This is a genomic window from Citrobacter amalonaticus Y19 (assembly GCF_000981805.1).
Lineage (GTDB): Bacteria > Pseudomonadota > Gammaproteobacteria > Enterobacterales > Enterobacteriaceae > Citrobacter_A > Citrobacter_A amalonaticus_C.
Map to the genome: position 1 here is coordinate 1,980,900 of NZ_CP011132.1, position 22,368 is coordinate 2,003,267.

Genomic DNA, 22,368 nt, shown 5'->3' on the forward strand with positions numbered 1-22,368 from the left:
CGGGCCTACGGTTTACACATTGATAGCTTACTGCTTCGCGCCTTCAACCGCTTCGCGCGCCAGTTTGGTGATGCGATCGTAATCACCGGCTTCCAGCGCGTCATTCGGCACCAGCCAGGAACCACCGATGCACAGCACACTTTTCAGCGCCAGGTAATCACGGTAGTTGGCCGGAGAGATGCCGCCCGTCGGGCAGAAACGCACCTGAGAGAATGGACCCGCAATGGCCTGCAACGCTTTGGTGCCGCCGTTGGCTTCCGCCGGGAAGAATTTGAACTCTTTCAGACCGTAGTCCATACCCAGCATCAGTTCAGAAACCGTGCTGATGCCCGGGATCAGCGGGATTGTACCTTCGGTTGCCGCTTTCAGCAGGGGCTCAGTCAGGCCCGGGCTGATCGCGAACTGCGCGCCAGCAGCGGTGACGTCAGCCAGCTGCTGCGGATTCAGCACTGTACCTGCCCCGACAATGGCTTCCGGGACTTCTTTGGCGATAGCACGGATAGCATCCATCGCACAGGCGGTACGCAAGGTCACTTCCAGTACGCGCACCCCACCTGCAACCAGCGCTTTTGCCATCGGCACCGCGTGTTCCAGTTTATTCACTACGATCACCGGGACTACCGGGCCGGTGGTCAGGATTGCTTCTGCACTTGTTTTCCAGTTTTTCATCAGAGTTTTTCTCTCGCCTGATTACAAAAAATACCTTAAAAATGAATACAGGTTGCGCCCTGTTCTGCGCCGGATAACTTCTCACGCAGCGCGCTGAACATTTCACGCCCCGTTCCTGTGCGCGAGGCGCTCAGATCCGGGATGTGTGCCTGGCGAGCGTCAAGCTCCGCCTCATCCACCAGCAGCGTCAATTCACCTGTCTGTCCGTTCACCCGAATAATGTCGCCATCGCGTACTTTTGCCAGCAGACCGCCATCATAGGCCTCCGGGGTTACATGGATGGCTGAAGGCACTTTACCGGAAGCACCGGAAAGGCGTCCATCGGTAACCAACGCAATTTTGAAACGACGGTCCAATAATACACCAAGTGGCGGCATGAGTTTATGTAATTCTGGCATTCCGTTCGCTTTTGGTCCCTGATGACGCACAACCACCACGCAGTCACGGTCCAGCAGACCGGCTTCAAAGGCTGGTAAGACATCATGCTGGCTTTCAAAAACAATGGCTGGCGCTTCAATCACCTGATTTTCAACCGGCACAGCGGACGTTTTCATGACCGCACGACCCAGGTTACCGCTCAGCACTTTAGTGCCGCCATGATGAGAGAACGGCTGGTCAAAGGAGGCAATCACATTGCTGTCCAGCGATTTGGCCGCGCCTTCACGCCAGTCGAGTTCGCCATTGTTCAGCCACGGTTCCAGGGTGTAGCGCTGCAGACCAAAACCGGCCACCGTGTTGACGTCTTCATGCAGCAGACCCGCATTCAGCAGTTCGCGCATCAGGACCGGGACACCGCCCGCAGCCTGGAAGTGGTTAATATCCGCCGGACCATTAGGATAAAGACGCGCCATCAGCGGCACGACGTCGGAGAGGTCAGAGAAATCATCCCAGTTAATCTGGATACCTGCAGCACGCGCCATCGCCACCAGGTGCATGGTGTGGTTTGTTGAACCGCCGGTCGCCAACAGCGCGACAATCCCGTTCACCACCACTTTCTCATCAATCATTTTACCGATCGGCATCCATTCGTTGCCGTTACCGGTCAGGCGCGTCACCTGGCGCGCCGCCGCCGCTGTCAGTGCTTCACGCAGCGGGGCATCCGGATGAACAAAAGAAGAGCCCGGCAGTTGCATCCCCATGAACTCCACCACCATCTGGTTGGTGTTTGCAGTGCCGTAGAACGTGCAGGTGCCCGGCGCATGGTAGGAGGCCGCTTCGGATTCCAGCAGCGCCATGCGGTCAACTTTACCTTCGGCATAGAGTTGACGAATACGAACTTTCTCTTTATTGGCCAGGCCACTCGCCATCGGACCTGATGGTACGAAGATGGCGGGCAAATGACCGAATGACAGCGCCGCCATTGCCAGACCCGGGACAATTTTGTCACAGACGCCGAGGAACAGCGCGCCGTCGAACATGTTGTGAGACAACCCTACCGCGGCGGACATCGCGATCACTTCGCGGCTCAGCAGCGAAAGTTCCATACCGTCCTGACCTTGCGTCACCCCGTCGCACATTGCCGGAACGCCGCCTGCGACCTGCCCAACCGAGTTCGCGTCATGCAGCGCTTTGCGAATGATGTCCGGGTAATGTTCGTAGGGTTGATGTGCGGAGAGCATGTCGTTGTAGGAGGTGATGATCGCGATGTTGTTACGCAACATGCTTTTCAGAGAGGCTTTATCGTCTGGCTGGCAGGCCGCGAATCCGTGCGCCAGATTCCCACATGCCAGTTGTGAACGGTGAACGGTCGAGGATTTAGCCTGTTCTATACGAGAGAGGTAGGCGGAACGGGTCTCGCGGGAACGTTCAACAATGCGTTGTGTTACGCGTAACAAATTCGGATTCATAGAGGCTCCTGAAATTTATCTGTCAGAGCTACAGGTTTGGCAAATTCATTTACTGTGGTTATCAACACAGGAAAAGCTTGTTCACCGGAGCTCATGGGGCAAAATCGTTTCAGGCAGTGTAATAAAAAAAGCCTCGCGGGTGAATCCACACGAGGCTTAAAAGTGCAAAAATTGTTCAACAATCTGTGTTAGATCATGTTACCGGTAAAATAACACAGAAGAGGTAGACGCTTTTTTACTCAAATTCATTCCAGGAACGACCGTCACGGGTGATCATCGCCACGGAAGCAACCGGTCCCCAGGTCCCTGCCTGATACGGTTTCGGCGCATCGTTGTCCATCGCCCACGCTTCGGTAATGGAGTCGACCCATTTCCACGCCTCTTCCACTTCATCACGACGCACAAACAGCGCCTGAATACCGCGCATGGTTTCCAGCAGCAGGCGCTCGTAAGCATCCGCCAGATGCGTCTGATTGAAGGTCTCGGAGTAGCTCAGATCCAGCTTGGTAATTTGCAGGTTATGCTTGTGGTCAAGACCCGGAACTTTGTTCAGAACCTGGATATCCACCCCTTCATCCGGCTGCAGACGAATGGTCAGTTTGTTCTGCGGCAGATCCTGCCAGGACTCTTTGAACAGGTTTAGCTCAGGGGTTTTGAAATACACCACCACCTCAGAGCATTTCGTCGGCAGACGCTTACCGGTACGCAGGTAGAACGGCACGCCCGCCCAGCGCCAGTTATCAATGTCCACGCGGATAGCCACAAACGTTTCGGTGTTACTGCTCTTGTTCGCGCCCTCTTCTTCCAGGTAACCCGGCACTTTTTTGCCCTGCGCAAAACCGGTGGTGTACTGACCGCGAACGGTCTTTTCACGGACATTCGAACGATCAATACGACGTAACGATTTCAGTACCTTCACTTTTTCATCGCGAATGGCATCAGCAGTCAGATCTGACGGCGGCGACATCGCAATCATGCACAGAATTTGCAGCAGGTGGTTCTGGATCATGTCGCGCATCTGACCGGCCTGGTCGAAATAGCCCCAGCGTCCTTCAATGCCCACCTCTTCTGCCACGGTGATTTCCACATGATCGATCGTGCGGTTATCCCAGTTATTCACAAACAGGGAGTTGGCAAAACGCAGCGCCAGCAGGTTCAGCACCGTCTCTTTCCCCAGATAGTGGTCGATACGGTAAACCTGACACTCTTCAAAATACTCACCGACCTGATCGTTGATCTCGCGGGAGGTCGCCAGTGAGGTACCGAGCGGTTTTTCCATCACGACTCGCGCCGGTTTGGCATTCAGTTTCGCTTCGCCCAGGCCCTTGCAGATTGCACCGAAAGTGCTTGGCGGCATGGCAAAGTAGTTGATCGTGGTGCGGTTTTTCTGATCGAGCATCTTCCCCAGACGGGTAAATGCTGCGGTGTCGTTCACATCCAGATTGCAGAAATCCAGGCGAGCACTCAGGGTATCCCACAATCCTTCATCGATTTTCTCTTTCATGAAGGTTTCGAGTGCTTCGCGCACGACCTTCGTGTAGGCATCTTTGTCCCAGTCGGCACGGCCTACCCCGATAATGCGGGTGTCCGGGTTGAGCTGACCGGCTTTTTCCAGTTGATACAGGGAAGGCAGCAATTTACGACGCGCAAGGTCGCCTTTCGCGCCGAAAATGACCAGGTCACATGCCTGGGCTGTTTGCGTTACCGCCATGTCATTCTCCTTAGTTAGCTATCCTGGTACTTTGCCAGGCATTACTTGTAATTTTATTACAGTGCACTGTACTGCTTTTACGTGATTCCGGAAACCGTAAACGCGTAACCCACCGTGCGGTTGGCGCTTAACGGCGCAAAATGGTCAAAATCGTCGTCTGTTTGCGACGCATCACGTTGTGTCAAAACACGATGCTGATCATGTAATGAAAAAAAACAACAACTATTCTGACCATTTTGCCCCCTTCTCTGGTTAGCAGGGGTACTATCTACCAAAATTACCTTTCGATTTCTTGTATTACTGAAATCGTCATATCCTTGAGTCTACATCATGAATATGCTGGAAAAGATCCAGTCTCAACTGGAACATTTGAGCAAATCTGAACGCAAAGTCGCCGATGTCATTATTGCCTCACCCGAACGGACCATCCATTGCAGTATTGCCACGCTTGCGCAGGAAGCCAACGTCAGCGAACCGACGGTGAATCGCTTTTGTCGCAGCATGGAAACCCGTGGCTTCCCTGATTTTAAACTGCATCTGGCACAAAGTCTGGCAAATGGTACTCCTTATGTTAATCGTAATGTGGATGAAGATGACAGCGTCGAGTCCTATACGGGCAAAATTTTCGAATCGGCGATGGCCAGTCTTGACCACGTTCGCCAGTCGCTGGACAAATCGGCGATCAACCGCGCAGTGGATCTGCTGACGCAGGCAAAGAAAATCGCGTTCTTTGGGCTGGGGTCTTCTGCCGCCGTCGCGCATGACGCCATGAATAAGTTTTTCCGTTTCAACGTCCCGGTTATCTACTCCGACGACGTCGTTTTACAACGGATGAGCTGTATGAATTGTAGTGACGATGACGTGGTGGTGCTGATTTCGCATACCGGTCGTACCAAGAGTCTGGTCGAGCTGGCGAGACTTGCGCGTGAAAACGATGCCATGGTGATTGCGTTAACCTCCGCCGATACGCCGCTTGCGCATGAAGCAACGCTGGCAATTACCCTCGATGTGCCGGAAGATACTGACATTTATATGCCCATGGTCTCTCGACTTGCGCAGTTGACCGTGATAGATGTGCTGGCTACGGGATTTACTTTGCGTCGTGGGGCAAAATTCAGAGATAACTTGAAGCGTGTCAAAGAAGCGCTCAAGGAATCGCGTTTTGATAAAGAACTGCTCATCAAGAGTAATGACCGCTAACAGCAATAATAAGTCCGACTTAAATTCGTCATCCGGTTTTGTTCGCTATGCTTTGTAGACCCTAAATAATTCGCGTTGCGGGAAGGCGGCAACGCACAGGCAACGTGAAGTATGGCGGGTGTAGAAGGTTTTCAGAACGACCGGTTTATTGTTCACGCAACACCTAGTTGTTTCAGTCAACGGAGTATTACATGTCCAGAAGGCTTCGCAGAACCAAAATCGTTACGACATTGGGCCCGGCTACTGACCGCGATAACAATCTTGAGAAGATTATCGCCGCTGGCGCTAACGTCGTGCGAATGAATTTCTCTCACGGTTCGCCAGAAGATCATAAAATGCGCGCGGATAAAGTTCGTGAGATAGCTGCCAAACTGGGACGCCACGTAGCCATTCTGGGTGACCTCCAGGGGCCAAAAATTCGCGTCTCTACCTTTAAAGAAGGCAAAGTATTCCTCAACATCGGTGACAAATTTCTCCTGGATGCCAACCTGGGTAAAGGTGAAGGCGACAAAGAAAAAGTTGGTATTGACTACAAAGGTCTGCCGGCAGACGTAGTACCTGGCGATATTCTGCTGCTCGACGATGGACGCGTGCAGTTAAAAGTGCTGGAAGTACAGGGCATGAAAGTGTTCACGGAAGTGACCGTGGGCGGCCCGCTCTCCAATAACAAAGGCATCAACAAACTGGGCGGCGGTCTCTCCGCAGAAGCCCTGACCGAAAAAGACAAAGCCGATATCGTTACCGCCGCCCAGATTGGCGTCGATTACCTGGCCGTCTCCTTCCCGCGCTGCGGCGAAGACCTGAACTACGCTCGCCGCCTGGCGCGCGATGCGGGCTGCGATGCCAAGATTGTGGCGAAAGTTGAGCGTGCTGAAGCGGTCTGCGATCAGAACGCGATGGATGACATCATTCTGGCCTCTGACGTGGTGATGGTCGCACGTGGCGACCTCGGCGTGGAAATTGGCGATCCGGAGCTGGTCGGCATCCAGAAGGCCCTGATTCGTCGCGCGCGTCAGTTAAACCGCGCCGTGATTACCGCGACCCAGATGATGGAGTCGATGATTACCAACCCAATGCCAACTCGTGCGGAAGTGATGGACGTCGCTAACGCCGTGCTGGATGGTACCGATGCGGTGATGCTGTCAGCCGAGACTGCCGCAGGCCAGTACCCGGCAGAGACCGTCGCGGCGATGGCCCGCGTCTGCCTGGGTGCAGAAAAAATCCCCAGCATCAACGTCTCTAAACACCGTCTGGATATTCAATTCGACAATGTTGAAGAAGCAATTGCGATGTCCGCCATGTACGCAGCGAACCACCTGAAAGGGGTTACCGCCATCATTACCATGACGGAATCCGGTCGTACTGCGCTGATGACCTCGCGTATCAGCTCTGGTCTGCCGATTTTCGCCATGTCCCGTCATGAGCGTACGCTGAACCTGACGTCGCTGTACCGTGGCGTCACGCCGGTCTATTTCGACAGCGCGGCGGAAGGCGTTGTCGCAGCAAGCGAAGCGGTGAATCTGCTGCGTGACAAAGGCTACCTGGTATCAGGCGATCTGGTTATCGTGACTCAGGGTGACGTGATGAGCACCATCGGTTCGACCAATACTACGCGTATTCTGACCGTCGAGTAATCGTCTACGGATGCAAAAAGGCCTCTCTTTCGAGAGGCCTTTTTTATTTGAGGGGGTAGAGATCTTTGCGCTTATACGGCTGGATTTCCCCCGGTTTTCGGGTCTTCAGCAGTTTCAGGATCCAGGTATATTGCTCGGGATGCGGACCAACAAAAATTTCCACCTCTTCGTTCATTCGCCGGGCAATGGTGTTGTCGTCTGCGGTTAACAGATCGTCCATGGGCGGGCGTACCTGAATCGTCAACCGGTGAGTATCACCGCTGTATACCGGGAACAGCGGGATCACACGCGCCCGGCATACCTTCATCAGTCGGCCAATGGCCGGCAGCGTCGCTTTATAGGTGGCAAAGAAATCAACAAATTCGCTGTGCTCGGGACCATGATCCTGATCCGGGAGATAATATCCCCAGTAACCCTGGCGAACGGATTGAATAAACGGCTTGATGCCGTCATTACGCGCATGCAGACGACCACCAAAACGGCGACGAACCGTGTTCCAGACGTAATCAAACACCGGGTTTCCCTGATTATGGAACATCGCCGCCATCTTCTGGCCCTGAGACGCCATCAGCATCGCCGGGATGTCCACGCCCCAGCCGTGCGGTACCAGGAAGATCACCTTCTCGTTGTTACGGCGCATCTCCTCAATGATTTCAAGTCCTTCCCAGTCAACGCGCGACTGTATTTTCTCCGGGCCGCGAATCGCCAGTTCCGCCATCATCACCATCGCCTGTGGCGCAGTAGAAAACATGGCATCGACGATAGCTTCACGTTCGGCTTCGCTACGCTCAGGAAAACATAAGGACAGGTTAATCCGCGCCCGACGACGCGAGCTTTTGCCCAGACGTCCGGCAAAACGGCCCAGTTTCGCCAGTAACGGATCGCGAAAGGACGCAGGCGTTAAGGCAATGCCCGCCATCGCCGCGACGCCCAGCCATGCGCCCCAGTAGCGCGGATGGCGAAAGGATTTCTCAAACTCAGGGATGTACTCACTATTATTTTTTTTGTTTCCATGCTTATCCAGTGCCTGATGACGCGAAATGTAAATCTGATGATAGTGTAGCGGCGCACCCTGCCGCGCACAAAATAAAAAAGCCGGCACACACGCTGCGTACCGGCTTTGATGCCATGAATGATTAATCGAAGCGTAACTGCGGCAGAACCTCTTTGACCTGCGCCAGGTAATCGGTACGATCTTTACCGGTCAGACCTTCGGTACGCGGCAGTTTCGCCGTCAGCGGGTTAACCGCCTGCTGGTTAATCCACACTTCATAGTGCAGATGCGGGCCAGTAGAACGCCCGGTGTTACCGGAGAGCGCGATACGATCGCCACGTTTGACCTTCTGTCCTGGTTTCACCAGCAGCTTACGCAGGTGCATATAACGGGTGGTATAGGTACGACCGTGACGCACCGCCACATAATACCCAGCCGCTCCACTGCGCTTCGCTACGACGACTTCGCCGTCACCGACGGACAGCACCGGCGTCCCCTGCGGCATCGCAAAATCCACACCTCTGTGCGGTGCAACACGCCCGGTGACCGGGTTGGCTCGACGCGGATTGAAGTTAGACGAAATGCGGAACTGTTTCGCCGTCGGGAAACGCAGGAAACCTTTCGCCAGCCCGGTACCGTTCCGGTCGTAGAACTTACCGTCTTCGGCACGGATAGCGTAGTAATCTTTACCTTCTGAGCGCAGACGCACACCCAGCAACTGGCTCTGCTCGCGCTTGCCGTCCAGCATTTCGCGGGACATCAGCACAGAGAACTCATCGCCTTTTTTCAGTTTGCGGAAGTCCATCTGCCACTGCATCGCTTTGATCACCGCACTGATTTCCGCGCTGGTCAGCCCGGCATCTTTTGCACTGGCCACGAAGCTGTTGCCGACTGTACCTTTCATCAGGCTGTTTACCCAGTCGCCCTGCTGCGTTTCAGCGCTCATCTTAAAGCCGTTCGCCGCAGTACGGTCATAGGTACGGGTTTCACGGCGCGACATTTCCCACGTCAGACGCTGTAAATCGCCATCCGCGGTCAGCGTCCAGGAGAGCTGTTGACCAATCTTCAGATTACGCAGTTCTTTATCGGAGGCGGCAAGCTGAGTGATATCCCCCATATCAATGCCGTACTGATTCAGAATGCTGCTGAGGGTATCGCCCGTCGAAACAACATATTCATGAACACCCGCTTCGCCAGAGGTTTTGTCGTCCAGCTCATCCTGAGGAATGGCTTCATCTTCCTGCGCTGCCTGATCGATAGGCTCGCTGGCCTCCGGGAGCAGTGAACGAATTTCGCTCTTCTCCAGTTCGATCGTTTTAACAATGGGGGTGGATTCCGGGTGATAAACGTAAGGCCGCCAGACAGCGACGGCCAGTGTCAGAACAGTAAGCGACCCCAGCATAACGCGATGGGGTCTTGGCAGATTATTAAATGCCAGGGCGACAGAGCGGGCTATCTGTTGCACGTATTCACTTCCTCATTAATCTCCTTTCAGGCAGCTCGCATACTGGTTCGCTAATTGGTTCAAGAACGCTGAATAGCTCGTTTTACCCAGTTTGATATTTGTCCCGAGGGGATCCAACGTTCCCATTCGAACGGATGTCCCTCTCGCAACGGCTTCAACGACCGCTGGCCTGAACTGTGGCTCAGCAAAAACGCAGGTTGCTTTTTGCTCAACCAACTGTGTTCTTATTTCATGTAAACGCTGCGCACCAGGTTGTATCTCAGGGTTGACGGTGAAATGACCCAACGGAGTGAGTCCGTAGTGTTTTTCGTAATAGCCGTAGGCGTCATGAAAAACGAAATAACCTTTACCCTTGAGCGGTGCGAGCTCGTTACCGACCTGCTTATCGGTTGCGGCTAATTGTGCCTCAAAATCCTTCAGGTTGGCGTCAAGTTTGGCTCGACTTTGCGGCATAAGTTCCACTAATTTTTCATGGATTGCAACCGCTGAGGCCCGCGCTATCTCTGGGGAGAGCCAAAGATGCATGTTGTAATCACCATGATGGTGATGCGCATCACCTTTTTCGGCGTGCTCATGATCGTGGTCGTGATCATCATCGTCATCGTCAGCCCCTTTCATGAGCAACGGTTTCACGTCTTTAAGCTGCGCAATCGTTACCTGTTTAGCCTCAGGAATGTTGCTGACGGACTTTTCCATGAACGCTTCCATTTCAGGTCCAATCCAGACCACTAAGTCCGCGCCCTGTAAGCGTTTTACGTCAGAAGGACGCAATGAATAGTCATGCTCGGATGCCCCATCCGGAAGTAGGACTTGTGTCTCCGTGACGCCATCAGCAATGGCAGAGGCGATAAACCCTAATGGCTTAAGAGAAGCCACAACAGCGGCATTTGCAGCCTGTGTTGCACTGCCCCAAAGAGCGGCGGATAATGCAGCGAAAAGAAGCGTATTTTTATGTAACATAATGCGACCAATCATCGTAATGAATGTGAGAAATGTGATATTATAACATTCTATAACTTCTGCAAGACTAAAATTGACATGACGACTTTGGTTTCACTGGAAAATGTCTCGGTCTCTTTCGGTCAGCGCCGCGTCCTTTCTGACGTTTCGCTTGAACTGAGACCCGGAAAAATTTTAACGCTGCTTGGCCCAAATGGTGCCGGGAAGTCAACGCTGGTTCGGGTCGTCCTCGGACTGGTAGCCCCGGATGAAGGGGTGATCAAGCGTAACGGCAAGCTGCGAATTGGCTACGTTCCGCAGAAATTGTATCTCGATACCACACTGCCGCTCACCGTCAGTCGTTTCTTGCGCCTGCGTCCCGGAACGAAGAAAGATGACATCCTGCCAGCCCTGAAGCGCGTGCAGGCCGGGCATTTGATTGACGCGCCAATGCAAAAGCTCTCCGGAGGAGAAACGCAGCGCGTCCTGTTGGCGCGCGCGCTCCTCAACCAGCCGCAACTTCTGGTGCTTGACGAACCCACCCAGGGCGTGGATGTCAACGGCCAGGTCGCGCTGTATGACCTTATCGATCAGCTCCGTCGCGAACTGGATTGCGCCGTGCTGATGGTGTCTCATGACCTGCATCTGGTGATGGCAAAAACGGACGAAGTGCTGTGTCTGAACCATCATATTTGCTGTTCAGGCACCCCTGAAATCGTTTCCATGCACCCGGAATTTATCTCGATGTTCGGCCCTCGCGGCGCGGAACAACTGGGGATTTATCGTCATCATCATAATCATCGCCACGATCTGCAGGGTCGTATTGTGTTGCGCCGGGGAAATGGTCACTCATGATTGAATTATTACTGCCTGGCTGGTTAGCCGGGATCATGCTGGCCTGTGCGGCTGGTCCACTGGGGTCGTTCGTGGTCTGGCGTCGGATGTCTTATTTTGGCGATACGCTGGCGCATGCGTCGCTGCTTGGCGTCGCCTTCGGTCTGTTGCTGGATGTAAACCCTTTCTATGCGGTCATTGCCGTCACGCTGATGCTGGCGGCGGGCCTGGTGTGGCTGGAGAAACGCCCTCACCTTGCCATTGATACGCTGCTTGGCATTATGGCGCACAGCGCGCTGTCGCTGGGTCTGGTGGTGGTCAGCCTGATGTCAAATATTCGCGTGGATCTGATGGCCTACCTGTTTGGCGATCTGCTGGCGGTGACGCCGGACGATTTGATCGCTATCGCCATTGGCGTGGTTGTCGTGCTGGCAATTCTCTTCTGGCAATGGCGCAATCTGCTGTCGATGACCATCAGCCCCGATCTGGCATTTGTTGACGGCGTGAAGTTGCAGCGCGTGAAGCTGCTGTTAATGCTGGTTACTGCCTTAACCATTGGCGTGGCGATGAAGTTCGTCGGGGCGCTGATCATTACCTCATTGCTGATTATCCCTGCGGCCACGGCGCGTCGTTTTGCCCGTACGCCGGAGCAGATGGCGGGCGTTGCGGTAGGGGTTGGGATGATAGCGGTTACAGGCGGGCTGACCTTCTCGGCCTTCTACGATACCCCTGCGGGCCCGTCAGTCGTGCTGTGCGCCGCAGTGTTGTTTATTTTCAGTATGATGAAAAAGCAGGCCCAGTGAGCCGGTGAGACGCCGGATGGCGGCTGCGCCTTATCCGGCCTACAACATCGAGTAGGCCTGATAAGCGAAGCGCCATCAGGCATCAAGGCATTTCCGGCGGCGTAATACCAAAGTGATTCCAGGCGCGCACCGTCGCCATTCTTCCGCGCGGCGTGCGCTGCAAAAAGCCTTGTTGAATCAGATACGGCTCCAGCACATCCTCAATCGTTTCACGCTCTTCGCCGATGGCCGCCGCCAGGTTATCCAGCCCGACTGGCCCGCCAAAGAATTTGTCGATCACCGCCAGCAGCAGCTTGCGGTCCATGTAATCAAACCCTTCGGCATCAACGTTCAGCATATCCAGCGCCTGCGCGGCAATATCAGCAGAAATGGTGCCGTCATGCTTCACTTCGGCAAAATCCCGCACGCGTCTGAGCAGACGGTTAGCAATACGCGGCGTTCCTCGCGCACGACGCGCCACCTCCAGCGCACCTTCATCGCTCATCTCCAGCCCCATAAAGCGCGCGCTGCGCCCAACGATATACTGAAGATCTGGCACCTGATAAAACTCCAGACGCTGCACAATACCGAAACGATCGCGCAGCGGTGAGGTCAGTGAACCTGCGCGAGTCGTCGCGCCAATCAGGGTAAACGGCGGCAAATCAATTTTAATCGAGCGCGCCGCCGGTCCTTCGCCGATCATAATATCCAGCTGATAATCTTCCATCGCCGGATAAAGCACCTCTTCCACCACCGGTGACAGCCGGTGGATTTCATCGATAAACAGCACGTCGTGCGGTTCAAGGTTAGTCAACATCGCGGCCAGATCGCCCGCTTTTTCCAGCACCGGGCCGGAGGTGGTGCGCAGATTAACGCCCATTTCATTGGCAACGATGTTGGCAAGCGTGGTTTTCCCGAGTCCGGGAGGACCAAAAATCAGCAGGTGGTCGAGTGCATCGCCACGCAGTTTTGCCGCCTGGATGAAAATCTCCATCTGCGAGCGCACCTGCGGTTGGCCGATGTACTCTTCGAGCAGTTTCGGGCGAATGGCGCGATCGGCGACCTCTTCTGGGAGAGTGACACTTGCCGAAATCAGGCGATCTGCTTCTATCATCCTTTACCTCATAACGCGGCGCGCAGGGCTTCGCGGATCAGTGTTTCACTGCTGGCATCCGGGCGAGCGATTTTGCTCACCATGCGGCTGGCTTCCTGTGGTTTATAGCCCAGCGCCACCAGCGCCGCAACCGCTTCCTGTTCGGCATCGTCCGTTGCCGGGCTCGCTGGCGAGGTCAGCACCAGATCGGCGGCTGGCGTAAAGAGATCGCCATGCAACCCTTTGAAGCGGTCTTTCATTTCCACAATCAGTCGTTCGGCCGTTTTCTTGCCGATGCCTGGCAACTTGACCAGCGCACCCAGTTCTTCGCGTTCGACAGCGTTAACGAACTGCTGTGCGGACATCCCGGACAGGATTGCCAGCGCCAGTTTTGGCCCAACGCCGTTGGTTTTGATGAGCTCTTTGAACAGCGTGCGCTCTTGTTTATTGTTAAAGCCGTACAGCAGCTGCGCGTCTTCACGCACCACAAAGTGGGTAAAGACAACGGCTTCTTTTCCGGATTCCGGGAGCTCATAAAAACAGGTCATTGGCATATGCACTTCATAGCCGACGCCGCCCACTTCGAGTAACACCAGCGGGGGTTGTTTTTCCAGAATGATGCCTCTGAGTCTGCCTATCACGTTACGCTCCTGCGTTGGGCCGAAAGTAAAGCGGTATCATAAAAAAAGGCTGGATAAATATCCAGCCTCATTTGTCATTATCGCAAGCGACCTCGCGCCAGATTAAGCCTGGAGTCGCTCACTTGCATTGCATTCTGACTGACGTGGCAGTGGGTTATGGCAATGGCCAGCGCATCTGCCGCATCCGCCTGCGGATTAGCCGGCAGTTTCAGCAAGGTACGCACCATGTGTTGCACCTGGCTTTTCTCTGCGCTGCCAATGCCGACAACCGTCTGCTTCACCTGACGTGCCGCGTACTCAAATACCGGCAGTTCCTGGTTGACCGCCGCCACAATCGCCACCCCGCGCGCCTGCCCCAGTTTGAGCGCAGAATCGGCGTTCTTCGCCATGAACACCTGCTCGATGGCAAAGTAGTCGGGCTGAAACTGGGTGATGATTTCCGTCACGCCGGCATAAATCAGCTTTAGGCGCGACGGAAGATCGTCGACTTTGGTACGAATGCAGCCGCTGCCGAGATACGTCAGTTGTCTGCCTGTCTGACGAATCACGCCGTAACCGGTGATGCGGGAACCCGGATCAATACCGAGAATGATGGACATCACGCGCCTCCGGTGGTAACGGAATTAAACCGCATCATTCTAATGTAGCGGCAACCTCATCAGAGATTTCACCGTTGTGGTAGACTTCCTGCACGTCGTCACAGTCTTCCAGCATGTCAATCAGACGCAACAACTTCGGTGCGGTTTCCGCATCCATGTCCGCTTTGGTCGACGGGATCATAGTGACTTCAGCGCTGTCGGCTTTCAGACCCGCCGCTTCCAGCGCGTCGCGCACTTTACCCATCTCTTCCCATGCCGTGTAGACGTCAATCGCGCCATCATCAAAGGTCACAACGTCTTCCGCACCCGCTTCCAGCGCCGCTTCCATGATGGTGTCTTCATCCCCTTTTACGAAGGAGATCACGCCCTTTTTGCTGAACAGGTAGGAGACCGAGCCATCCGTCCCCAGGTTACCCCCGGTTTTGCTGAAGGCGTGGCGCACTTCGGCAACGGTACGGTTACGGTTGTCAGACAGGCATTCAATCATGACCGCCGTGCCGCCAGGACCGTAACCTTCATAGATGATGGTTTCCATGTTTGCATCATCATCACCGCCCACGCCGCGAGCAATTGCACGGTTCAGAGTGTCACGGGTCATGTTGTTTGCCAGCGCTTTGTCGACAGCAGCACGCAGACGCGGGTTCGCATCCGGATCGCCGCCGCCCAGTTTGGCCGCCGTCACCAGCTCACGAATGATCTTGGTGAAGATTTTGCCGCGCTTGGCATCCTGTGCCGCTTTACGATGTCTGGTGTTGGCCCATTTACTATGACCTGCCATAAATATTTCCTCAAAAAGCATGCCTTCTCAGGCGATGTTAATTACAAACTCTTCAATCGCCTGCCGGTTGCTCCATGACTTGGTGAGTGCCGCCGCAGCGGGCGCATCGAGCCACTGGTAGGTCAGATGTTCGCTAAAAACGATCTGACGCTCGTGCGGCAGCGCAAGGCAGAACCAGGATTCTGTGTTGCGCACCACACCCGGAGCATAGCGATGACGTAAATGTGAAAAAATTTCAAACTCCACCGTGCGCTGACAGTCAATTAAGGTCAGTTGCTCAGACGCAACGTCAATGGCGACCTCTTCCTTTACTTCGCGCATGGCGGCCTGCGACGCGGTCTCTCCCTCTTCCACACTGCCAGTCACCGACTGCCAGAATTCAGGATCGTCGCGTCGCTGCAACATCAGCACCCGTTTCGTCTCCTGGGCAAAAATCACGACCAGGACAGAAACAGGACGCTTATACACATTATCCTTCACGCCACCTCTTTGTTGGCTGCCTTCGTTCATCCCATTCACAGTGTTATCTATGCTCATGGGAATTCACTCAGTTGCCGCCGCGATGCAGCGCGAATGATTTCGTGTATATCTGCCATATCAGTTTTTCTCTTCCTTTTTCACCACGTCGATACCCAGCTCAGCCAGGGCTGCCTGGTTCGCAAAGCTCGGCGCTTCAGTCATCAGACAGGCCGCAGCAGTGGTTTTCGGGAAGGCGATAACGTCACGAATGTTATCGGTGCCGGTCAGCAGCATGGTCAAACGGTCAAGACCGAATGCCAGACCTGCGTGCGGCGGCGTACCGTATTTCAGCGCGTCAAGCAGGAAGCCGAACTTCTCACGCTGTTCCTGTTCATTGATGCCCAGAATACCAAACACGGTCTGCTGCATTTCACCACTGTGAATACGCACGGAGCCGCCACCCACTTCGTAGCCGTTGATGACCATATCGTAGGCGTTCGCCACCGCGTCTTCCGGTGCCGCTTTCAGTTCGCTCGCGGTCATGTCTTTCGGTGAGGTGAACGGGTGGTGCATTGCGGTAAGACCGCCTTCGCCGTCGTCTTCAAACATCGGGAAGTCGATGACCCACAGCGGTGCCCATTTCGTTTCGTCAGTCAGGCCCAGGTCTTTACCCAGTTTGAGGCGCAGTGCGCCCATAGCGTCGGCAACCACCTTCTTGTTGTCCGCGCCGAAGAAAATCATATCGCCATCTTGCGCGCCTGTGCGCTCAAGAAGGGCTTCCACGATTTCCGCATTGAGGAATTTCGCCACCGGGCTGTTGATGCCGTCCAGGCCTTTCGCACGCTCGGTGACTTTAATGTAAGCCAGACCTTTCGCGCCGTAGATCTTAATGAAGTTACCGTAGTCGTCGATCTGCTTACGGCTCAGTGCGGCACCACCAGGTACGCGCAGCGCAGCGACGCGTCCTTTCGGATCGTTTGCCGGGCCGGAGAAGACCGCGAATTCGACGGTTTTCAGCAGGTCGGCAACATCCACCAGTTCCATCGGGTTACGCAGATCCGGTTTATCGGAACCATAACGGCGTTCAGCTTCAGCAAAGGTCATGATCGGGAAATCACCCAGTTCCACGCCTTTCACATCATTCCACACGCTGCGCACCAGCGCTTCCATCACTTCACGCACCTGTTCGGCGGTCATGAAGGACGTTTCCACATCGATCTGGGTAAATTCTGGCTGACGGTCAGCACGCAGGTCTTCGTCGCGGAAGCATTTGACTATCTGATAGTAGCGGTCAAAACCGGACATCATCAGCAGCTGTTTGAACAACTGTGGTGACTGTGGCAGCGCGTAGAATTTGCCCTTGTGCACACGCGAAGGCACCAGATAGTCACGCGCACCTTCCGGCGTGGCTTTGGTCAGCATCGGAGTTTCGATATCGAGGAAACCGTGATCGTCCATAAAGCGACGCACCAGGCTTGTAATCTTCGCGCGCGTTTTCAGGCGCTGGGCCATTTCCGGGCGACGCAGATCCAGATAGCGGTACTTCAGACGCGCTTCTTCGGTGTTCACATGGTTAGAGTCAAGCGGCAGTGATTCTGCACGGTTGATGATCGTCAGCGAAGAGGCCAGCACTTCGATTTCGCCCGTCGCCATCTCGCCATTGACGTTTTTCTCGTCACGCGCACGCACGGTGCCCGTCACCTGGATGCAGAACTCATTACGCAGTTCAGAGGCCAGCTTTAACGCGTCCGCACGATCCGGATCGAAAAACACCTGCACGATACCTTCGCGATCGCGCATGTCGATGAAGATCAGGCTACCAAGATCACGACGACGGTTGACCCAACCACACAGAGTCACCTGCTGCCCCACGTGGGACAAACGGAGCTGTCCGCAATATTCTGTACGCATGAGATATCCCTTAATTAGCCGCAGGCGGATTGTCGCCTGTCTTGCAGGCCACGATGTCGCAGCTTTAACTGTATGTCACAACTGAATGAAAAAGGCGGCTATTATACTGGAAATTCTGCCGCACGATAAGTCCGGTACTGACTGTACGCCTGTTTCCTGGACGGGCCTTGCGAATTCTCACAAAAAATAACAAAAATTGTCGCTCCTTACACACGCAATCGCGATTAAGGTGTAACGGAATTTTGATTTTTGACGGGAGTTACCATGTTACAACTGAACGCTAAAACAACAGCGCTGGTCATTATTGACCTGCAGGAAGGGATCCTGCCCTTCGCCGGCGGCCCTCATTCAGCCAATGACGTGGTGGCGCGCGCCGCACGACTGGCACAGACATTTCGCGCTAAAGGTTCCCCGGTGGTGATGGTTCGCGTGGGCTGGTCTGACGATTATGCCGAAGCGCTCAAACAGCCCGTTGACGCACAGGCCCCGGCCAAAGCGCTACCGGACAACTGGTGGACGTATCCAAAGGCGCTGGGCAAAACCGACAGCGATCTGGAAGTGACCAAACGCCAGTGGGGCGCATTCTATGGCACAGACCTGGAGCTTCAGTTGCGCCGTCGCGGTATCGACACCATCGTACTGTGCGGGATTTCGACCAACATCGGCGTCGAGTCCACCGCGCGTAACGCCTGGGAACTGGGCTTTAGCCTGGTGATAGCCGAAGACGCCTGTAGCGCCGCCAGTGCCGACCAGCATCAGAACAGCCTGGCCCACATCTTCCCCCGCATTGCGCGCGTGCGCAGTACCGAAGAGATCGTCAACGCCTTATGATCTACATAGGACTGCCGCAATGGTCGCACCCAAAATGGGTGCGTCTTGGCATCACCGGTCTTGAAGAGTATGCCCGCCACTTCAACTGCGTGGAGGGCAACACCACGCTGTACGCGTTGCCAAAAGCGGAGATTGTTGCACGCTGGCACGCGCAAACGACGGATGCGTTTCGCTTCTGTTTTAAATTTCCGGCGACCATTTCCCACCAGGCGGCCCTGCGTAATTGCGATGCTCTGCTCCACGAATTTCTGACCCGGATGTCACCGCTGGAAACCCGCATCGGTCAGTACTGGCTGCAATTGCCCGCCAGCTTTGGTCCACGCGATCTCCCTGCCCTCTGGCATTTTCTCGATACCTTGCCGCAGACGTTTACCTATGGCGTCGAGGTGCGCCACCCGGAGTTCTTCGCCAAAGGCGACGCGGAACAGCAGCTCAATAGCGGGTTGCATCAGCGCGGGGTCAATCGGGTGATCCTCGACAGTCGTCCGGTACACGCGGCCCACGCGCATAATGAAGCCATCCGCGATGCCCAGCGCAAGAAACCGAAGCTGCCAGTTCATGCGGTAGTGACCGCGAACCATCCGCTGGTGCGCTTTATCGGCAGCGATGACATGCGACAAAACCGGGAATTTTTTGCCGCATGGCTAAAAAAATTACCGCTCTGGGAACAGACCACCACGCCGTATCTTTTTTTGCATACCCCGGATATCGCGCAGGCTCCGGAACTGGTCGACACTCTGTGGCAGGACTTGCTCACCGCCTTACCGGACATCGGAACTGCTCCGTCCATTCCACAGCAATCTTCTCTTTTCTGAAATTGCCACCTATCATAGACAGTGCCATCAGCCATTTTAAAGGGAGTTTGTATGGTAAGCGCGCTGTATGCCGTTTTGGGTGCGTTGTTGTTGATGAAGTTTTCTTTTGACGTTGTCCGCCTGCGGATGCAATACCGCGTTGCCTATGGCGACGGCGGCTTCAGTGAACTCCAGACCGCCATCCGCATTCATGGTAATGCGGTGGAATATGTTCCCGTCGCATTAGTGCTGTTGCTGTTTATGGAAATGAACGGTGCAGAAACCTGGATGGTGCATATTTGCGGCATTATTCTGCTTGTGGGTCGGCTGATGCATTATTACGGTTTCCACCACCGTCTGTTCCGCTGGCGTCGCTCTGGCATGAGCGCCACCTGGTGTGCATTGTTGCTGATGGTGTTAGCGAACCTTTGGTATATGCCGTGGGAGTTGGTTTTCTCCCTGCATTAGCGCACAATACGCCACTTTATTTTTCCCGGATTTTTACGTTATGTCTCACCGCGACACGCTTTTTTCTGCGCCAATCGCCAGCCTGGGCGACTGGACCTTCGATGAACGGGTAGCCGAAGTCTTCCCGGATATGATCCAGCGTTCTGTCCCCGGCTATTCCAATATTATCTCGATGATTGGCATGCTTGCCGAGCGCTTTGTGCAGCCGGATACCCAGGTTTATGACCTGGGATGTTCGCTGGGTGCGGCAACGCTCTCAGTCCGTCGCAATATTCATCATGAAAACTGCAAAATCATCGCCGTTGATAACTCCCCGGCGATGATCGAACGCTGCCGCCGTCATATCGACGCGTACAAGGCACCGACGCCGGTCGAGGTCGTGGAAGGCGACATACGCACGATTACTATTGAGAACGCCTCAATGGTGGTACTGAATTTTACCCTGCAATTCCTTGAGCCACCGGAGCGCCAGGCGTTGTTGGATAAGATTTATCAGGGGTTGAATCCGGGCGGCGCGCTGGTGCTGTCGGAAAAATTCAGCTTCGAAGATGCGAAAGTCGGTGAACTGCTGTTCAACATGCATCACGACTTCAAGCGGGCCAACGGCTACAGCGAACTGGAGATCAGCCAGAAGCGCAGCATGCTGGAAAACGTGATGCTGACCGATTCGGTCGAAACCCATAAGGCGCGCCTGCGTCAGGCCGGTTTTGAGCACAGCGAACTGTGGTTCCAGTGCTTTAACTTTGGCTCCCTGGTGGCGCTGAAAGCCGGGGCGAGCGCATGATCTACTTTGGTAACTTCTATCAACTGATTGCCAAAAATCACCTTGCCCACTGGCTGGAAACGCTGCCCGCGCAGATTGCCGCCTGGCAGCGCGATCAGCACGGACTGTTCAAACAGTGGTCAAACGCGGTGGAATTTCTGCCGGAACTGACGCCGTACCGTCTGGATTTATTGCACAGCGTGACGGCGGAAAGTGAAGAGCCGCTGAGCCCGGGGCAGATCAAGCGTATCGATACCCTGATGCGCAATCTGATGCCGTGGCGTAAAGGGCCATATTCGTTGTATGGCGTGAACATTGATACCGAATGGCGCTCCGACTGGAAATGGGATCGCGTGCTGCCACATCTGTCGGATCTGACCGGTCGCACGATTCTGGATGTCGGCTGCGGCAGCGGCTACCACATGTGGCGCATGATTGGCGCAGGTGCGCACCTGGCCGTCGGCATTGACCCGACGCAACTGTTCCTGTGCCAGTTTGAAGCGGTGCGTAAACTGTTGGGTAACGATCAACGCGCGCATCTGCTGCCGCTGGGCATAGAGCAGCTTCCGGCGCTGAATGCGTTTGATACCGTCTTTTCGATGGGCGTGCTTTACCATCGCCGCTCCCCGCTGGAGCATCTCTGGCAGTTGAAAGATCAACTGGTGAAAGACGGCGAACTGGTGCTTGAAACGCTGGTGGTGGAAGGCGACGAAAACACCGTGCTGGTGCCGGGCGATCGCTACGCGCAGATGCGTAATGTCTATTTCATCCCTTCCGCGCTGGCGCTGAAAAGCTGGCTGGAGAAATGCGGCTTCGTCGATGTTCGCATCGCAGATGTTTGCATCACCTCAACTGAAGAGCAGCGCCGTACCGAATGGATGGTCACCGAATCGCTGGCCGACTTCCTCGACCCGAACGATCACAGCAAAACCATCGAAGGTTACCCTGCCCCGTTACGCGCGGTATTAATTGCGCGGAAACCGTGATGGAATGAAGTCCTTTCTCCAAAATAGTTCGGTTTGCAACAAGGCGGCGACACAGCGAATCCCTGGGAGCTTACATAAGTAAGTGACCGGGGTGAGCGCGGAAAGCCAACACAGTTGCAGGCCGAAATATGCAGGAGAAAGATAAAAAAAGGCCCCTGTTGAATGGGCAGGGGCCTGGTACGAGCAAGCATCATATTGGGCGACATGATGCAACGGTAAAAATCATTTGGCCTGATGGCGAACAATGATTCCTTTCATTTCAGCAACCGACTTGCCGTCTACCGCATAGCGGGAATATTCATCCGCTTGCTTGTCTGTCGACATTGACAGACCCTGATTGCGATAACGCATCGGCGAAACCATCAAGATTCCGGCGGAGCTGTGTACTTCCCGTACCCCGACATCCAGGAAACGCGGCAGATTTTCTGCGCGAACCCCTGCTCCGGCCATAATGATTGGAGCACCGGGTTGAGCAATAAGTTCCAAAATATTTGCTAAACCTTGCACTGCGTCAGATTTTTGCCCCGACGTCAGCACTCTGGCAATCCCCAATTCGGCGAGATTCTCTAGCGCATTTAACGGATTAGCACACATGTCAAAGGCGCGATGGAAGGTCACGGCCAGTGGGCCCGCTGCCGCCATAATCTGCCGCATGCGTGGCATATCGACATGGCCGTCAGGATCAAGAATCCCCGTCACCAGTCCAGGAAAACCTAGTTCGCGCACGGTCCGTACATCGTCGAGCATCGCAGCAAACTCACCGTCGGTATAACAAAAATCTCCACCGCGCGGACGGATGATCGGATGCACCGGAATCGTCACCGCCTGACGAACCGAGCGCAGTACGCCCAGTGATGGCGTTAAGCCCCCTTCTTTTGGCGCGGCGCACAGTTCAATACGGTCCGCACCGTTTTGCTGCGCCGTAAGCGCGCACTCCATGCTGTAACAACAGATTTCCAGCAATGTCATA

22 protein-coding genes are annotated in these 22,368 nt (G+C 54.8%); 9 read left to right on the forward strand and 13 right to left on the reverse strand.

Translation table 11 applies throughout. The features are described from left to right. Positions 1-27: 27 nt before the first annotated feature. The 3 genes from kdgA to zwf all read right to left on the reverse strand — a co-directional run bounded on the left by kdgA (position 28) and on the right by zwf (position 4,227). Positions 28-669 carry a bifunctional 4-hydroxy-2-oxoglutarate aldolase/2-dehydro-3-deoxy-phosphogluconate aldolase gene (kdgA, locus tag F384_RS08930; RefSeq protein ID WP_046481169.1) on the reverse strand — a complete coding sequence of 214 codons (642 nt, stop codon included), beginning with the start codon at positions 667-669 and terminating at the stop codon, positions 28-30. Between the two features lie 35 nt (positions 670-704). After that, on the reverse strand, positions 705-2,516 hold the full coding sequence (gene edd / locus F384_RS08935) for a phosphogluconate dehydratase (RefSeq protein WP_046481170.1): 1,812 nt from the start codon (positions 2,514-2,516) through the stop codon (positions 705-707). Between the two features lie 235 nt (positions 2,517-2,751). Further along, positions 2,752-4,227 carry a glucose-6-phosphate dehydrogenase gene (gene zwf, locus F384_RS08940; RefSeq protein WP_046481171.1) on the reverse strand — a complete coding sequence of 492 codons (1,476 nt, stop codon included), beginning with the start codon at positions 4,225-4,227 and terminating at the stop codon, positions 2,752-2,754. A gap of 330 nt (positions 4,228-4,557) precedes the next feature. Between zwf and F384_RS08945 the strand changes: the two genes are divergently transcribed. Both F384_RS08945 and pyk read left to right on the forward strand, forming a co-directional pair. Beyond that, positions 4,558-5,427: a MurR/RpiR family transcriptional regulator gene (locus F384_RS08945; protein WP_046481172.1), complete on the forward strand. Its 870-nt coding sequence runs from the start codon at positions 4,558-4,560 to the stop codon at positions 5,425-5,427. Between the two features lie 191 nt (positions 5,428-5,618). Beyond that, complete coding sequence (pyk, locus tag F384_RS08950; RefSeq protein WP_046481173.1) at positions 5,619-7,061, forward strand: pyruvate kinase; 1,443 nt, start codon at positions 5,619-5,621, stop codon at positions 7,059-7,061. A gap of 43 nt (positions 7,062-7,104) precedes the next feature. Here pyk and lpxM read toward each other — a convergent pair whose 3' ends face one another. The 3 genes from lpxM to znuA all read right to left on the reverse strand — a co-directional run bounded on the left by lpxM (position 7,105) and on the right by znuA (position 10,480). Beyond that, a complete protein-coding gene (gene lpxM / locus F384_RS08955) occupies positions 7,105-8,085 on the reverse strand; it encodes a lauroyl-Kdo(2)-lipid IV(A) myristoyltransferase (protein WP_080950061.1) in 981 nt (326 codons plus the stop codon). A gap of 112 nt (positions 8,086-8,197) precedes the next feature. After that, a complete protein-coding gene (gene mepM, locus F384_RS08960; RefSeq protein WP_052746907.1) occupies positions 8,198-9,520 on the reverse strand; it encodes a murein DD-endopeptidase MepM in 1,323 nt (440 codons plus the stop codon). 15 nt (positions 9,521-9,535) lie between these two features. Beyond that, positions 9,536-10,480 (reverse strand): zinc ABC transporter substrate-binding protein ZnuA, encoded by a 945-nt coding sequence (gene znuA, locus F384_RS08965; protein WP_046481175.1) that lies wholly within the window; start codon positions 10,478-10,480, stop codon positions 9,536-9,538. A gap of 78 nt (positions 10,481-10,558) precedes the next feature. On the opposite strand from znuA, the gene znuC reads away from it, so the two are divergent. Both znuC and znuB read left to right on the forward strand, forming a co-directional pair. Next, positions 10,559-11,314 (forward strand): zinc ABC transporter ATP-binding protein ZnuC, encoded by a 756-nt coding sequence (gene znuC, locus F384_RS08970; protein ID WP_046481176.1) that lies wholly within the window; start codon positions 10,559-10,561, stop codon positions 11,312-11,314. Then, complete coding sequence (gene znuB, locus F384_RS08975; protein ID WP_046481177.1) at positions 11,311-12,096, forward strand: zinc ABC transporter permease subunit ZnuB; 786 nt, start codon at positions 11,311-11,313, stop codon at positions 12,094-12,096. Before znuC ends, znuB begins: the two co-directional genes overlap by 4 nt. A gap of 82 nt (positions 12,097-12,178) precedes the next feature. On the opposite strand, the gene ruvB is transcribed toward znuB, so the two are convergent. From ruvB to aspS, 6 genes are all read right to left on the reverse strand, one after another. Further along, positions 12,179-13,189 carry a Holliday junction branch migration DNA helicase RuvB gene (ruvB, locus tag F384_RS08980; RefSeq protein WP_046481178.1) on the reverse strand — a complete coding sequence of 337 codons (1,011 nt, stop codon included), beginning with the start codon at positions 13,187-13,189 and terminating at the stop codon, positions 12,179-12,181. A gap of 8 nt (positions 13,190-13,197) precedes the next feature. After that, on the reverse strand, positions 13,198-13,809 hold the full coding sequence (ruvA, locus tag F384_RS08985; protein WP_043000358.1) for a Holliday junction branch migration protein RuvA: 612 nt from the start codon (positions 13,807-13,809) through the stop codon (positions 13,198-13,200). Between the two features lie 77 nt (positions 13,810-13,886). Beyond that, positions 13,887-14,408: a crossover junction endodeoxyribonuclease RuvC gene (ruvC, locus tag F384_RS08990; RefSeq protein ID WP_046481179.1), complete on the reverse strand. Its 522-nt coding sequence runs from the start codon at positions 14,406-14,408 to the stop codon at positions 13,887-13,889. A 34-nt stretch (positions 14,409-14,442) separates the two neighbouring features. Beyond that, positions 14,443-15,186 carry a YebC/PmpR family DNA-binding transcriptional regulator gene (locus F384_RS08995; RefSeq protein WP_046481180.1) on the reverse strand — a complete coding sequence of 248 codons (744 nt, stop codon included), beginning with the start codon at positions 15,184-15,186 and terminating at the stop codon, positions 14,443-14,445. A 27-nt stretch (positions 15,187-15,213) separates the two neighbouring features. Next, the gene (gene nudB / locus F384_RS09000) at positions 15,214-15,666 is read right to left on the reverse strand and encodes a dihydroneopterin triphosphate diphosphatase (RefSeq protein ID WP_052747006.1); all 453 of its coding nucleotides are present in this window, start codon (positions 15,664-15,666) and stop codon (positions 15,214-15,216) included. A 117-nt stretch (positions 15,667-15,783) separates the two neighbouring features. Then, positions 15,784-17,556 (reverse strand): aspartate--tRNA ligase, encoded by a 1,773-nt coding sequence (gene aspS / locus F384_RS09005; protein ID WP_046481182.1) that lies wholly within the window; start codon positions 17,554-17,556, stop codon positions 15,784-15,786. 264 nt (positions 17,557-17,820) lie between these two features. On the opposite strand from aspS, the gene F384_RS09010 reads away from it, so the two are divergent. The 5 genes from F384_RS09010 to cmoB are packed head-to-tail and all read left to right on the forward strand — an operon-like array spanning position 17,821 to position 21,398. Further along, positions 17,821-18,387 (forward strand): hydrolase, encoded by a 567-nt coding sequence (locus tag F384_RS09010; protein WP_046481183.1) that lies wholly within the window; start codon positions 17,821-17,823, stop codon positions 18,385-18,387. After that, positions 18,384-19,202 (forward strand): DUF72 domain-containing protein, encoded by an 819-nt coding sequence (locus F384_RS09015; RefSeq protein WP_046481184.1) that lies wholly within the window; start codon positions 18,384-18,386, stop codon positions 19,200-19,202. Before F384_RS09010 ends, F384_RS09015 begins: the two co-directional genes overlap by 4 nt. Before the next feature lie 51 nt (positions 19,203-19,253). Next, positions 19,254-19,649, forward strand: coding sequence for an MAPEG family protein (locus F384_RS09020; RefSeq protein ID WP_046481185.1), 396 nt, complete (start codon positions 19,254-19,256; stop codon positions 19,647-19,649). A gap of 40 nt (positions 19,650-19,689) precedes the next feature. Continuing rightward, positions 19,690-20,433, forward strand: a complete 744-nt coding sequence (gene cmoA, locus F384_RS09025; RefSeq protein ID WP_046481186.1) for a carboxy-S-adenosyl-L-methionine synthase CmoA — start codon at positions 19,690-19,692, stop codon at positions 20,431-20,433. Further along, positions 20,430-21,398, forward strand: coding sequence for a tRNA 5-methoxyuridine(34)/uridine 5-oxyacetic acid(34) synthase CmoB (gene cmoB, locus F384_RS09030; protein ID WP_046481187.1), 969 nt, complete (start codon positions 20,430-20,432; stop codon positions 21,396-21,398). The genes cmoA and cmoB overlap by 4 nt, the downstream gene beginning before the upstream one ends. Positions 21,399-21,620: 222 nt before the next feature. Here cmoB and cutC read toward each other — a convergent pair whose 3' ends face one another. Then, on the reverse strand, positions 21,621-22,367 hold the full coding sequence (gene cutC, locus F384_RS09035) for a copper homeostasis protein CutC (RefSeq protein WP_046481188.1): 747 nt from the start codon (positions 22,365-22,367) through the stop codon (positions 21,621-21,623). Position 22,368 lies beyond the last annotated feature (1 nt).